Source organism: Winogradskyella vincentii, assembly GCF_020166345.1.
Lineage (GTDB): Bacteria > Bacteroidota > Bacteroidia > Flavobacteriales > Flavobacteriaceae > Winogradskyella > Winogradskyella vincentii.
The window spans coordinates 295,523-309,721 of record NZ_JAIUJS010000001.1 but is presented as its reverse complement, the minus strand read 5'-3'; the positions used below and the strand labels follow the sequence as shown (position 1 = coordinate 309,721).

At 32.2% G+C, this 14,199-nt stretch carries 14 protein-coding genes; 11 read left to right on the top strand and 3 right to left on the bottom strand.

The annotated features are described in order from the left end of the window. From LBV24_RS01500 to LBV24_RS01455, 10 genes are all read left to right on the top strand, one after another. Positions 1-1,275, top strand: coding sequence for a hypothetical protein (locus LBV24_RS01500; protein ID WP_224476839.1), 1,275 nt, complete (start codon positions 1-3; stop codon positions 1,273-1,275). Further along, positions 1,259-2,302 carry a glycosyltransferase family 4 protein gene (locus LBV24_RS01495; protein WP_224476838.1) on the top strand — a complete coding sequence of 348 codons (1,044 nt, stop codon included), beginning with the start codon at positions 1,259-1,261 and terminating at the stop codon, positions 2,300-2,302. The genes LBV24_RS01500 and LBV24_RS01495 overlap by 17 nt, the downstream gene beginning before the upstream one ends. A gap of 95 nt (positions 2,303-2,397) precedes the next feature. Further along, entirely contained in the window at positions 2,398-3,363 is a 966-nt protein-coding gene (locus LBV24_RS01490) for a class I SAM-dependent methyltransferase (protein ID WP_224476837.1), read from the top strand. Between the two features lie 40 nt (positions 3,364-3,403). Then, positions 3,404-4,594, top strand: coding sequence for a delta-aminolevulinic acid dehydratase (locus LBV24_RS01485; RefSeq protein WP_224476836.1), 1,191 nt, complete (start codon positions 3,404-3,406; stop codon positions 4,592-4,594). After that, positions 4,584-5,282: a WecB/TagA/CpsF family glycosyltransferase gene (locus tag LBV24_RS01480; protein WP_224476835.1), complete on the top strand. Its 699-nt coding sequence runs from the start codon at positions 4,584-4,586 to the stop codon at positions 5,280-5,282. The genes LBV24_RS01485 and LBV24_RS01480 overlap by 11 nt, the downstream gene beginning before the upstream one ends. Positions 5,283-5,291: 9 nt before the next feature. Further along, complete coding sequence (gene wecB, locus LBV24_RS01475; protein ID WP_224476834.1) at positions 5,292-6,401, top strand: non-hydrolyzing UDP-N-acetylglucosamine 2-epimerase; 1,110 nt, start codon at positions 5,292-5,294, stop codon at positions 6,399-6,401. A 62-nt stretch (positions 6,402-6,463) separates the two neighbouring features. Continuing rightward, positions 6,464-7,555: an MraY family glycosyltransferase gene (locus LBV24_RS01470; RefSeq protein ID WP_224476833.1), complete on the top strand. Its 1,092-nt coding sequence runs from the start codon at positions 6,464-6,466 to the stop codon at positions 7,553-7,555. A 72-nt stretch (positions 7,556-7,627) separates the two neighbouring features. Next, positions 7,628-8,389 (top strand): polysaccharide biosynthesis/export family protein, encoded by a 762-nt coding sequence (locus tag LBV24_RS01465; RefSeq protein ID WP_224476832.1) that lies wholly within the window; start codon positions 7,628-7,630, stop codon positions 8,387-8,389. A gap of 3 nt (positions 8,390-8,392) precedes the next feature. Continuing rightward, on the top strand, positions 8,393-10,729 hold the full coding sequence (locus LBV24_RS01460; RefSeq protein WP_224476831.1) for a GumC family protein: 2,337 nt from the start codon (positions 8,393-8,395) through the stop codon (positions 10,727-10,729). A 99-nt stretch (positions 10,730-10,828) separates the two neighbouring features. Then, positions 10,829-11,248 (top strand): CBS domain-containing protein, encoded by a 420-nt coding sequence (locus LBV24_RS01455; RefSeq protein WP_224476830.1) that lies wholly within the window; start codon positions 10,829-10,831, stop codon positions 11,246-11,248. 27 nt (positions 11,249-11,275) lie between these two features. On the opposite strand, the gene rpe is transcribed toward LBV24_RS01455, so the two are convergent. From rpe to LBV24_RS01440, 3 genes are all read right to left on the bottom strand, one after another. Next, positions 11,276-11,938 (bottom strand): ribulose-phosphate 3-epimerase, encoded by a 663-nt coding sequence (gene rpe, locus LBV24_RS01450; RefSeq protein ID WP_224476829.1) that lies wholly within the window; start codon positions 11,936-11,938, stop codon positions 11,276-11,278. A 193-nt stretch (positions 11,939-12,131) separates the two neighbouring features. Continuing rightward, entirely contained in the window at positions 12,132-12,995 is an 864-nt protein-coding gene (locus tag LBV24_RS01445; RefSeq protein WP_114300575.1) for a sigma-70 family RNA polymerase sigma factor, read from the bottom strand. A gap of 96 nt (positions 12,996-13,091) precedes the next feature. Continuing rightward, a complete protein-coding gene (locus LBV24_RS01440) occupies positions 13,092-13,466 on the bottom strand; it encodes a hypothetical protein (protein ID WP_224476828.1) in 375 nt (124 codons plus the stop codon). A 196-nt stretch (positions 13,467-13,662) separates the two neighbouring features. Between LBV24_RS01440 and LBV24_RS01435 the strand changes: the two genes are divergently transcribed. Further along, the gene (locus tag LBV24_RS01435; RefSeq protein WP_224476827.1) at positions 13,663-14,187 is read left to right on the top strand and encodes a hypothetical protein; all 525 of its coding nucleotides are present in this window, start codon (positions 13,663-13,665) and stop codon (positions 14,185-14,187) included. Positions 14,188-14,199 lie beyond the last annotated feature (12 nt).

Below are 14,199 nucleotides of genomic sequence, written 5' to 3'. Positions count from 1 at the left end.
TTGGCGGTTTATAGATTAAATACCTTAATAATAAAAATACTAAAAGGATATATTATCATATTCCTTTGTTTAGGCTGGATGATAGATCAAGGAATATTAACTCATAATCAGCTCCTTGTTTTTCAGCTTATGCCTTTGGCCTTGTTTATTATTGTATTGGCCAAAAGAAAGGGGGCAATCAATTCAAAACCTAAATTAATAACTGTTTTTTTTCCATTGATCGTTGTTATTTCTGGCTTAATTAATAATGTCAACACCTTATCAATGTTGCTTGATATCAGATGGTTGATTTTACCACTTTTTGTATACTTAACATTAATTAATCTCAATTTAAAACAACAGGAGTTGAAGGGGTTGATAAAGTTTGTTTTTATCCTGGGCATTCTTCACATACCAATGGCATTTTTGAAATATTTTATTTTAGAATGGCATGGAGAAACAACATTAGGATTAATTTCCCATAGTGGTTCTACGTACTTTGTCACAATAGCTTTTGCATTTATTCTGTCTTTCTCATCAAATAATAGTCTGTTAAGAAATTTGATTCTTTTCTTTGGTTTTATATTAGTTGCAGTTTCAAGTGCAAAAAGAGCAATTATATTCATGCTGCCCATAATTTTTGTTGTGTTCTTGTATTTAAACCGAGATAATTCTAAAAATAGCTTAAGAACTTTTAACTATAGTTTTTTTCTCCTGCCATTATTTGTCTATTTACTCGTTCGGTTAAGCCCTACACTAAATCCTAGCAACAAGATTTGGGGTGTATTTGATTTGGAATTTGCAATTGACTATGCTCTGGAGTATGAATCAATTGATAGAGAAACTTTTAATAACACTACTGCGAATAGGTTAGGAACAACAGCTCTTATTTTAAACCAAACATTCAACTCCCCAATTAATTTTATTTTTGGATATGGAGGAGATAAACTATCAAAAAGTTATATTAGCTCAAGTAGTTCAAAAGATTTCACTAAACAGGTTGAATATGGCTATAATGGACTTACTTGGCTCTTATATCAGTATGGCATCATTGCCTCGTTAATATGGTTTTTATTCTTTTTCAGATTTAAAAAATTGTCAGAAGTGATAATGAAAACAACTAATTCAACTTTTTGGATATCTTATGCTAAAGGAATTTACATTACAGCAATTATTATGTCAGTTTTTCAGTTTGGATATTCTCCTGAGTATAAAAATCTAGAGCTCATTTCACTAGTTTATATATTATTTGCAGTGGCTTATATATATCAAAAAAAATATGCGAATATTAATTAATATACCTAGTCTAAAATTGCTTGGAGGTGTCGCTAATCATTATAAGGGGCTTGAGTCTTTATGGGAGGAGCAAGTAAAATATAATACAGTTGGTAGACGCAAAAACATCCCGGGTGTCATAATGCTAATCTATGATTATATAAAGTTTTGTTTAATTTGCTTTTTGGGAAAATATGACTTAGTACTTTTAAATCCATCACTTGGTAAAACATCTCTAATCAGGGATGCTTTGTTTCTCAGAATAAGTAAATTTTTTAATATTAGAACTATTGTTTTTTTTCATGGTTGGAATAAAATGATAGAAGAAAAAATTAACAAAGACCCAAAGGCTTTCAAGAATAATTTTAATAAGGCGGATTGTTTTTTAGTATTGGCGGAATCATTTAAACATCAGTTGATTAATTGGGGTATTAACAAACCTGTATTTTTAACAACTACGAAAGTAGACGATGTTTTATTAAAGGGATTCTTCATAGATTCCAAGTCATTTGATCCTAATATTCTTTTCTTAGCGAGAATAGAAGAAAATAAAGGTGTATTAATTGTTTTAGAAGCCTTCAGAAATGTACTTGACAACTTTCCAAATGCCACTCTAAAAATAGCCGGTGATGGTCCAGCATTGCTAAAAGCGAAGGATAGAGCCAAGGAATTAATGCTTGAGGATATAGAGTTTTTAGGTAATATAAATGGGGAGTTACTTGTTGATACTTTTATTTCGTCATCAATTTATGTTTTGCCTACTACTCATGGTGAAGGAATGCCGACTTCGGTACTAGAGGCTATGGCGTTTGGATTAGCTGTCATTTCAAGACCTGTTGGAGGCTTAGTTGATTTTTTTGAAAACAGAAAAATGGGATATTTGATTGATAGTTTGGAATCGAATATTTATGCCGATACTATTCTTGAACTATTAAATAACCATGAGAAACTAAAGGCAATGGGAAAACTTAATCATGAGTATGCCAAACAATATTTTTTGGCGAGTAAGGTGACAAAACAATTAGAACGAATACTTACTAAAGATTAATTGTATTTTTTCCAATTAGTATACTTTCAATCTTTAAAGCTATGCATAGATTAAAAAATTGAAAAGATATAAATGAATATTAAAAACTTTCATCTATGAAATTGAGCTACTTGCATCCAATTCATAAAACAGTTGCTTCAACTAATAATGATGGAACTCTATTCTTTGAAGATACTAGAGAAGTTCTTCAATTAGACGATGGGTGCTTAGATTTTATCGTTTTAGGGGATGTTAGTGAAGATAAGATTCACTATGATGAATACTATATTAAGTATTCAAGAAACCACTTTCCTGCCATATCAGAGGAATATTTAAAAAAACTATGGCATAAAAACTCTGCTTATTCAATGTTGTATGAATCTATGGGTGAATTTAAAGATAAAAAGATACTTTTATTAGGTAATGGTGTTTCTTTAAAAGAATTATTATTCATAATTAAAGGGGGAAAAGTAGTCTATACTGATATATCAATTGAAGCTGTTAAGTGTATTAAGGAATTGTTTGCAAAATCGAAATTCTATGAAACCTACAAGTATAATATTGAATTTCAAGCTATTGACGCATTTAATCTTCCTTATAAAGATGAGACTTTTGATATTATTTATGGATGTGCTTTTGTTCATCATCTAAATGACTTACCTCAATTTGTTACGGAAGTATCAAGATGTTTAAAAGCAGACGGAGCTTGTCTTTTTTTAGATGACGCCTATTCAGGTTGGTGGCAATTTTTAAAACGGACAATTTTAAGGCCTATTCAAATTTATTCGCATTGGAAAACAGGAATTTCACCAGAAGATAAGATTGCAACTATAAAAGGTGGATACAAAGAGACAGAGGTTAATCTATTACTTTCAAAATATGGATTTAATTCAATAATTTTTAAGAGAGTTTCTTTATTTGAGCATTTATTTCGAAGAGGAATATTGAAATTAACTAGTAAAAAAGTAAATAGACCATTTGTTTGGTTAGGGAAATTCATTGACAAAAAATTACTGGGTAATAGGTTTATAGAAAAGGTAGGTATGAATTTAGTTTGGGGAGGAAAGAAGTTAAAGGATTGAACCTTATAATAAATAATCATTGAAGATATCAAATTTATTAATGATAGAGAGAAGTTTATCTAGCCTAAAATCCTATTGTGAAAAAGAAGCTTTTAAAGGTTGGGATCCCTATGATGGTATGAATTCCAAGGTATTTCAGGTCATGCCCTTAAAGCATTGGGATTTGGCGCGATTGGCTTGGATACAGGGCTTTAAAAGGAGTCCTATAAATTTTAGACCACTGTTATTGGTGCCCAAGGAGTATAACGCCAAAGGCGTTGCCCTTTTTTTGTTAGGTTATTGCAGATTATTTCAGGCCACGAAACGAGGGCATCAAGATTTTGGTAATCAACAAGACCTATTGGTAAAAATAAAACAATTAACTCAAGTGTTGTTGGATATAAAGGTTGAAGGTTATTCAGGAGCCTGTTGGGGCTACAATTTCGATTGGCAAGCTCGGCGTTTATTTTTGTTTAAAAAAAATACACCAACCGTTGTGGCTACAGGATTTTGTGTTGAAGCTTTGTCGGAGAGTTATGAAATTACAAAAGATAGTAATGTTTTGGAACTTATAGTTTCTTCTGCTGATTTTGTGATCAAAGATTTATCGCGTACACAATATAAAGACGGATTTTTATTTTCTTACAGTGTCATAGATGGCAACAATACTGTCATTAATGCATCACTTTTGGGTGCAAAGATTTTAAGCATTGCGTATAGTTATACAAAGAATGCTACTTATAAAAAATTAGCAACAACAGCCGTAAAAACTGCTTGTGAGCTTCAAGCCAAAGATGGTTCCTGGATCTATGGGTTGTTACCCATGCAATCTTGGATTGATAGTTTTCATACTGGATTTAATTTGGACGCCTTAGAAACCTATAAACACCTAACTGGTGATAAAACCTGTCAAAAGTATATTGATAAAGGTTGGAACTATTATATAGCAAACTTTTTTGAAGCAGATGGTAGACCGAAATATTATCATAACAAAATCTATCCGATAGACATTCATAGTCCAGCACAATTTATAGTAACGGCATCAAAATTGAATCGCTTTAAAAAACATAAAGATTTGTTAGAAAATACTTTACTTTGGACTATCGAGAATATGCAAGACAAAAAAGGATATTTCTACTATCAGATAAAAAAGGGAATTAGTTCCAAAATTTCATACATGCGCTGGAGCAATGCATTTATGTTTAATGCCATGGCACATTATTATATAGAATCAAAAAAGGATGCGATCTGAACGTTTAAATAATATAATGACCTATGCGCCTGAGACGAGGGAGGAGCTTATAGAATATGCTTTTGAGCATCATAAGATTCTAGTTGCGGTAAATGCTGAAAAGATTTTACATGCTACAGAGGAAAGTAGAGCCGTCATTAATAGAAATTTAGGCTATCCTGATGGTTTTGGTGCGGTATGGGCTTTGCGCAAAAAAGGACATAAAACTGCTGTGAAAATACCAGGTTGCGAATTGTGGTTGGATTTGATTTCGGCAAACTATAAAACCAAATCTTTTTATTTGGTAGGTTCTAAAGAATCCGTAATTCTTACAACTGTTAATAAACTAAAAACAGATTATCCGGGAATTACCATTTGTAATTTTAAAAATGGGTATTTAAAAACGGAAAGTGAAGAACATGCGCTTATTCAAGACATTAAACATAAACGCCCAGATGTTGTTTTTGTAGCGATGGGGTCACCAAAACAGGAACTGCTGATGGAACGTATGCAAAAAGAGCACCAAGCCTTATATCAGGGGCTTGGCGGAAGTTTTGACGTCTATGTGGGGCATGTTAAACGTGCACCAAAATGGTGGATTTCCAATAATTTAGAATGGGCTTATCGCCTTCTAAATCAACCGGCTAGAATAAAACGTCAAATACATTTGATACGTTTCTTTATTAATCTAACTTTAGATCGATATTAATAATGCTTTATGAGTTATAAAATAACTATTATTGCTGGTGCTAGACCAAATTTTGTTAAAATTGCACCGATCATTCATGAGTTAGAACAAGTAAAATCCGAAGGAGCTACTATTAATTATCGCTTGGTACATACTGGACAGCATTATGATAAAAACATGTCAGGTAGTTTTTTTAATCAGCTTAAAATACCTCAGCCACATGTAAATTTAAATTGTTATGGTGGTAGTCATGCTACACAAACGGCCTCGATTATGGTGGAATTTGAAAAAGAACTACTATCTAATCCTGCTAATCTAGTCTTGGTTGTTGGAGATGTGACTTCTACTATGGCCTGTGCTATAGTTGCACAGAAATTACACACTAAAGTTGCTCACATCGAGGCAGGTATAAGATCTGATGATTGGTCAATGCCAGAGGAAATTAATAGGTTAATTACGGATAGCATTACGAATTATTTTTTTACAACATCTGAAACTGCAAATAAAAACCTAATTAATAATGGTATTTCTAAAGATTATATATTTTTTGTTGGTAACACCATGATTGATTCATTGTTAAAGCACAGACCTCATTTTTTTGCCCCGCCTATTTGGAATAAACTGAATTTAATAGCTGATAATTATATGGTATTGACATTGCATCGGCCAGCAAATGTTGACGAGGAGAATAGATTAAAATTCACGATTGATTCTATTTTGGCTCATAGCAATAATATACCTATTATATTTCCAGTGCACCCTAGAACTAAAAAAGTCCTAGAACGTTTGGAAATTTCATACCCAAAACTTTATTGTATAGACCCATTGAGTTATTTAGAATTCAATTATTTAGTTGAGAATGCCAAAGCGGTCTTAACAGATTCTGGAGGTATAACTGAAGAAGCATCAATTCAGGACATCCCTTGTATGACATTAAGGGATAATACAGAACGTCCAGAAACAATAACGTTAGGCACAAATGTTTTAGTAGGTATGGATCCAATCAAAATTAAACCTCATTTAGCTAGACTTTTTAAAGGTCAATGGAAGCGAGGGCAACAAATACCAAAGTGGGATGGTAAAGCCTCAAAGCGTATAGTAGATGTGTTTTTGGAATTACAAAAATCAGAGGATTTATAAACGTCTCTACCCCTAATAATTTTGTATATTTCAGAATCTATTTTTTAGAACTAACCCCAATCATGTTTAAAACTTTATTTGAAGATTTTAATCCCGAAAGTATTCCATTTATCTGGCTGATAATAGCGTTTTTGCTGGCTTTTTATATTGCATTTCAGTCGTTTCCTACAATATTATATGTGGCAAAAGAACGGCATTTAATGGATGAACCAGATGGAAGGAGTTTACATGCAAACAAAACACCTACACTTGGAGGAATTGGTATATTTTTAAGTCTTATCGTTGTAATGACTTTAGTTGGTGCATTTTTAAACACCAAAGTTCTTTTATTGGTAATGGGAGGGCTAACTATTTTATTTTTCTTAGGGCTTAAGGATGATTTAACCGTTTTATCTGCAACGAAGAAATTTGCAGGGCAAATATTGGCCTCTGCATTATTAATAATATTTACAGATACTAGAATTATTAGTTTTTCAACGATTTTAGATATTGATGTATTACCATATTGGGTCTCAATTGGTTTCACTCTTTTTGTTTATATATTAATTATTAATGCTTATAATTTAATTGATGGAGTGGATGGGTTAGCTGGCTTATTTGCACTAGTAGTGAGTGGTATATTTGTTTATTTTTTTGTGAGCGCCAATGATTTAAGTTTAGCTACTATTGCAATTGCCTTATGTGGAGCGTTAATAGCTTTTTTAAGGCTTAATTTTTCAAATACCAACAAGATATTTATGGGAGATACAGGATCTCTCATTGTTGGATTCTTGCTGGCATTTTTTACCATTAGTTTTATTAATATGGCCCAGTCAGATGATCAATCTATGTATTATAGTGATGCACCTGCTTTAGCATTCGCCTTGTTATTTTATCCACTTGCTGATACTTTGAGAGTGTTTTTTATTAGAATTTTTATTCATAAATCTAGTCCTTTCAAAGCAGATCAAAATCACATACATCATAGATTTATTGGAATTGGATACAATCATGTAAAGACTACTATTTCGATTGTCTCAACAAACTTTGTTATTATTTTGATAGCTTTTAATTTAACACATCTAGTGTTAAATATTCAGATATTTTTATTGCTTGCCTATGGTTCGGCATTATATCTAGTGCCCTTTGGAATCAGCAAACTGATGAAAAAGTAATGTTTATATAAAACATCACTTTGTTTGTGAATTAAATGCGGTTATATTTGTCTAATATCCAATGAATAATAGATGAAACTTAGATTAATTGGTCTTTTAATGTTGTGTGTTTTTGCTTCTTGTGCTTCAAAAAAACAAGTACTATATCTGCAAGATGCTACTGTTGAAGGGATTGGTAAAATAAATTATCAGTCGGCAAAAATTCAACCTAATGATATATTAAAGATAACGGTAGAAAGTTCAGTGCCGGAAGCTGCCATTCCTTATAATAAGAATATTACTCAAGGCCCTGTTGCTCAGAATATTCAAATATTGCAGTTAGAAGGCTATTTGGTTTCTACTAATAATACAATCAATTTCCCAGTTTTAGGCGAATTATCCACGGCAAATCGTACCACTGAGGAACTTCAGAATCATATTAGTCAAATACTGAAATCAGGTGGTCATTTAGCAAAACCTAACGTGAATGTTAGACTAATAAATGCAAAGGTTACTATTCTTGGAGAAGTTAATAAACCTGGCACCTATAATTTTACAGAACAGAATATTACCTTGTTACAAGCATTGGGTTATGCAGGTGATTTAACAATAAATGGTAAGCGAGAAGATATTTTACTTACTCGCGAAGTGGATGGTGTTAGAAAAATTACTCATATAGATTTGACTTCAGCATCATTTATGAACGGTGATTTTTACTTCATTAAACCTAACGATGTGATTGTTGTAAACCCTAATAATCCAAGAGTTAAAAATGCTGGTTTTATAGGCGATATAAATAATGTTTTAACTATAGCTTCTCTGCTATTAAGCGTTGCTATTTTGGTTTCACGTTAAATTATGGATAATTCAATTAAAAGCATGATGGCTTTTCAAGAGGAGGAAAGTATAGACCTGAAAAAGGAGGTAAACCGTTACCTTAATTTTTGGCCTTGGTTTATTCTAGCGACTATAATTATGGTTTTTAGTGCATATGTATATTTAAGATATGCACCGAAAATTTATCAAACGAATGCCAAAGTTAAAATTTTAGATGAGTCTGACGGATTAGAGTTACCAACTTCAGCATTTATTTTTAAGCGATCAAATATCAATCTAGAAAATGAGATTGAGATTTTAACATCCTATATTATTATTGAGCGTGTGGTTAGAGAATTAAATCTAAACACCAAATTTTTTGAAGTAGGTACAATTCAGACTTCCCCAGTAGCAAATTTGCCCTTTGAATATGAACAATTGGTGCATCAGGATAGTATTATTAAAAGTTCTACATATGAAGTGAATATTGAAAATTCAAAGTTTAGAATTGTCAATAATACTAATGAAAAAGTTTATGAGTTTTCAAATCATAACACCTTTTCATCAGAACATGATTTACCATTTAATATTAGATATAATACTGAAGCTTCAAGTGAGGATGTCATAGGTAAAACATTTTTGATCAATTTTAATACGGTTAAAATGGCAGCACTTTCTCTCAAATCACAAATAGAGGTTGAAGCCATTGGGGAACAGAGTGATCTTTTACAATTGACATTAAGGGGTGAGAGTTTTGAGTTATCTGAGAATATTATTAATACACTACTAGATGTATTTAATAAAGATGGAATTACAGATAGACAATTGGTTTCGCAGAGGACCATTGATTTCATAGATAACCGGTTTGAATTTTTGGCAAGTGAATTGGACGATATTGAGGTTGATCGTCAAGAATTTAAACAGAAAAATAATCTCGTTGATTTAGGGACAGATGCTGAACTTGGTTTAGAACAAAGAACCAAATCAGATGAGGAGGTCTTTAGGATTGAAAATCAACTAGCCTTAGCAGAATTGCTCAATGACGCACTTGTTTCAACTAATGGGTCGAGTCTTTTACCTGCAAATTTTGGTTTAGATAATCAGGGTATTAATAATTTAATTAATGAATACAATACAGCTGTTTTAGAACGTGACAAACTTACCAGTAGTGCTGGTGCTAACAATCCATCGGTAAAATTGGTGGTGAGTACAATCAATGACCTAGAAACAAATATTAAGCGGTCATTGACATCATACATTACCCAACTAAAAATGTCTCAGGGTCAAATAAAATCACGTAATAGACGCTTTATAGGTCAAGTTTCTCAAATACCAGAGAAGGAAAAATTGCTTAGAGCAATAGAGCGCCAGCAAAAAATTAAAGAAAGTCTATACTTGCTTTTATTGCAGAAGAGGGAAGAGGCCGCTATTAATTTGGCAATTACAGAGCCATCAATTAAAGTGGTTGAAAACGCATTGTCGAGTGTTAAACCAATTTCCCCTAAATCGAGTATTATATATGCAGGAGCATTGTTGGCAGGTTTGCTCATACCTTTTGGTTTCTTGTATTTAATGTTTATGCTAGACACTAAATTACATGGTAAGGATGATATTACAAATATTACCACAGATATTCCGGTAATAGCTGAAATACCAGATTTAAAAAAGAAGGAGAATATAATTTTTACAGATCCTAATGATCGTAGTGCGCTTGCAGAGTCTTTTAGGATCTTAAGTTCAAATGTTGACTATATTCTTCCAGTAAAAGACAACAAGAAAAGTAATGTAATATATTGTACGTCTACGATAAAAGGCGAGGGTAAAACACTAGTAAGTTTAAACTTGTCCTTAGCCTTGTCAAGTATTAATAAAAAGGTATTGTTGATTGGTGCGGATTTAAGAAACCCGCAAATTCATTCTTACATTAGTGAAGATAAGCACAAACCAGGATTATCTAATTATCTGCATGAAATTGAATTTAATTGGAAAGATGCAATTATAAATGGATTTGATAAACATCCAAACCACCACATAATTCTATCTGGTAGTATACCGCCAAATCCTGCACATCTATTAACCAATGGCAGATTTAAGGACTTAATTGAGGAGGCTAAGAAAGATTATGATTTTATTATCGTAGATACTGCACCAACTATTCTAGTTACGGATACAATGTTAATCTCACAATTAGCTGATGCTACTATTTATATTGCCAGAGCAAATTATACCGAAAAGAACTTGCTTAACTATTCTAAGGAGTTACATGAATCTGGTAGAATTAAAAATATGGCATACGTTTTAAATAGTGTAGGAGCTAGTAAATCCTACGGTTATGGCTATAATTATGGCTATAACTATGGTTACGGCACCAAATCATAATTTTATACTGTTATCTAATTGGCTTAATACATGATATTTATCATACTATTTTTTTGTTTTATAGGGTACTTTTAATAGTGAATTATAAAACCGATAGTCATGAGATATGTTCCGTTAATTTCCGAAATAATGACCAAAAATATCATCGCTCTTAATAGAGATGATGATCTTGAAACAGCTGAGATGCTTTTTAAGCGCAATAAAATAAGACATATTCCTGTTGTTGCTGAAGAAGTAATAATTGGTATGCTCAGCTATACTGACCTTTTAAGAATCAGCTTTGCTGATGCTGTATATGAAACTGAAGAAGAAGTAGATACTTTAGTTTACAATATGTTTACTATTGACCAAGTGATGGCTAAAAATGTCGTTACCGTACCATCAACAGCAACCATAAAAGAAGTTGCAAAAATTTTAGCAGAAAATGAATTCCATGCTTTACCTGTAGTTGATGACGGCAGACTTGTTGGTATTGCAACCACTACAGATTTAATTAACTATCTCTTGAAACAATTATAAAGTAAAAAAGCGCCATTGGCGCTTTTTTTATGCATTTGATAATGCTTTTAATCTTTTAATTGTTTCAGTGGGATTAGGACTCTTAAAAACATGGCTTCCAGCAACAAAAGTATCAGCACCTGCCTCAACTAGTTTTTCAATATTCTTATCGGTAACACCACCATCTATTTCAATCCGTGTATCTAGCCCTTGTTCATTGATCATTCTCCTTAGCTTTTTAACTCTTTGATACGTTACATTTTCAAATTTTTGACCTCCAAACCCTGGATTTATAGACATTAATAGTATCATGTAACACTCAGGTAAGATATCCTCTAAAACCGAAATAGGTGTGGTGATATTTAATACAATACCAGCCTTACAGCCTGTATCTTTGATTTGTCTTAATGTTCTATGAAGATGTACTGTAGATTCGTAATGTACAGTAATGATATCAGCTCCAACTTTAGCAAATTCTTCAATATAGCGTTCAGGTTTTTCAATCATTAAGTGCACATCTAAAGGTTTTGTGGCATGTTTCTTAATGGCTTGTATAACTGGCATCCCATAAGATATATTTGGTACAAAATGACCGTCCATTACATCAATGTGAAACCAGTCAGCCTCACTATTGTTAACCATTTCTGTATCGCGTTGAAGGTTGCCAAAATCAGCAGCAAGTATTGAAGGAGCAATAATTTTTGAAGCCATTTATTAAGTTGAAATTAAGTTTGACGCAAAGGTAATTAAAAAAGAAATCTCTTCTCTTTATATAGCAATGAGAATATGTAAAAAGTGAACCCACGGTAATCAGCCGTGGGTTCTTTCATCAATCAAAAAACGAACAGTTATGTTTTGTAACTGTTGTTACCTTTATTAGGTTGGTCGTTAAATATACAAAATACTAACCTAAATATGTCTTTAATATCTTACTTCTAGAAGTATGTTTTAACCTTCTAATCGCTTTTTCTTTTATTTGTCTTACGCGTTCACGTGTTAAGTCGAATGTTTCACCAATCTCTTCAAGAGTCATTGGGTGTTGGTTGCCTAAACCAAAATAAAGACGAATTACATCTGCTTCACGTGGTGTAAGCGTTTCTAATGCACGTTCAATTTCAGTTCTAAGAGACTCATGTAATAATTCCTTATCAGGATTTGGTGATTCACCACTACGTAATACATCGTATAAGTTTGAATCTTCACCTTCAACCAATGGAGCATCCATAGATACATGACGACCAGAATTCTTCATAGATTCCTTAACATCATTAATAGTCATATCTAATTCCTTTGCAATTTCTTCAGCAGAAGGAGGGCGTTCATGACTTTGCTCTAAGAAGGCAAACGTTTTATTTATTTTATTAATAGAACCAATCTTATTTAATGGCAGTCTTACAATACGTGATTGTTCAGCCAATGCTTGTAAGATAGATTGTCTAATCCACCAAACAGCATACGAGATAAACTTAAATCCACGGGTTTCATCAAAACGTTGAGCCGCTTTGATCAACCCTAAGTTACCTTCATTAATTAAATCTGGTAATGTTAATCCTTGATTTTGATACTGTTTTGCTACCGAAACAACAAAACGTAAATTGGCCTTTGTCAGTTTTTCTAGTGCGATTTGATCACCTGCTTTGATACGTTGTGCCAATTCAACTTCTTCATCTGCAGTGATAAGATCTACCTTACCAATTTCTTGTAAATATTTATCTAATGAAGCAGTTTCTCTGTTAGTAACCTGCTTGGTGATTTTAAGTTGTCTCATTTATTTAAAAGATTTGTGCAAATTCTAACAACCTTAGGTTGCTTCTTGTTATACGTAACAATATGATGAAATGTTACAAAATAATATAAAAAACTTTTAAATCTTTAATAGCTTTATGGAGTCAAGATTGATATCCTCAATGGTTTCATTGGTGAATTTATAGTGTCCCCTCGTAGTAATTAACCTAAATCTGTATGATTTAATAGTGCTTAAGGTTTTGAGAAACAACCACTTGGATTTCAGTAATCTAGGTTTTTGAGATTTTAAACTTAAATCAAAAATGTGCTTTCGGCCTTCTTTCTCTGCAACAATATCTGGTGTTATGGCTATATTACTTCCCTTTTTTAAATAAGATTTTGGTGTTTCGAAACCTGCAATATCAGCCTTGATATTAGAATACCCTAAATTCTCTAAATAAGAAATGGAATGACTTAACTCTTCTTCGTATTTATCTTTGTCTTGTGTTATCATAGTCAAAGAATATAAGGATTTATAAGAAAAATATCAAGTTTTATTGAGAAGACCTTGTTAAACTTTTTCTTTTTAGGTTTACTCTATATGATTTTACGACTGATTTTTTATTGATACCTGATAAATATCAGTGCGCACTTTTATTGTGCTTCTTACATTTATGGCTGCTATTAATAACACTTTAAATAATTAAATCATGAAAACTTTTATCAGAATTACAATGGCACTTTTACTCATGATAAGTTTCACCTCTTGTGATGAGTTGGATGAACTTACAGAGGTTGATTTTGACACGACATTAAATGAGAATTTAAACGTTTCCGTACCTGTAGGAGATAACTTAGCTCTTAATGAAACTATGGTCGTAAATATGATTAATGATGATACTGAAGATTATATGGATCTACTAGAGAGCGTAAGGATTACTAGTTTTACTTACCAATTAATAAATTTCACAGGTGATGCTGAAGGTACTATTGTAGGTACCTTTGAAGCTGATGGTGTTACGTTATTAAACCATGATATGGTTGTTAAGGATGAGGTAGATGCTGGTACAGTGTTTGAAGTTACAGATGTTTCCTTATTAAATTCTATTGCATCTAAACTTAAAAATGGAAATAATGTATTTATAGGAATTGCAGGAAATTCTACTTGTGAAGAGGAAATGAATTTTACTATAGCCATGACCATTATGCTAGACATTACTGCAGATGCTTTATAATTTCAAAACATC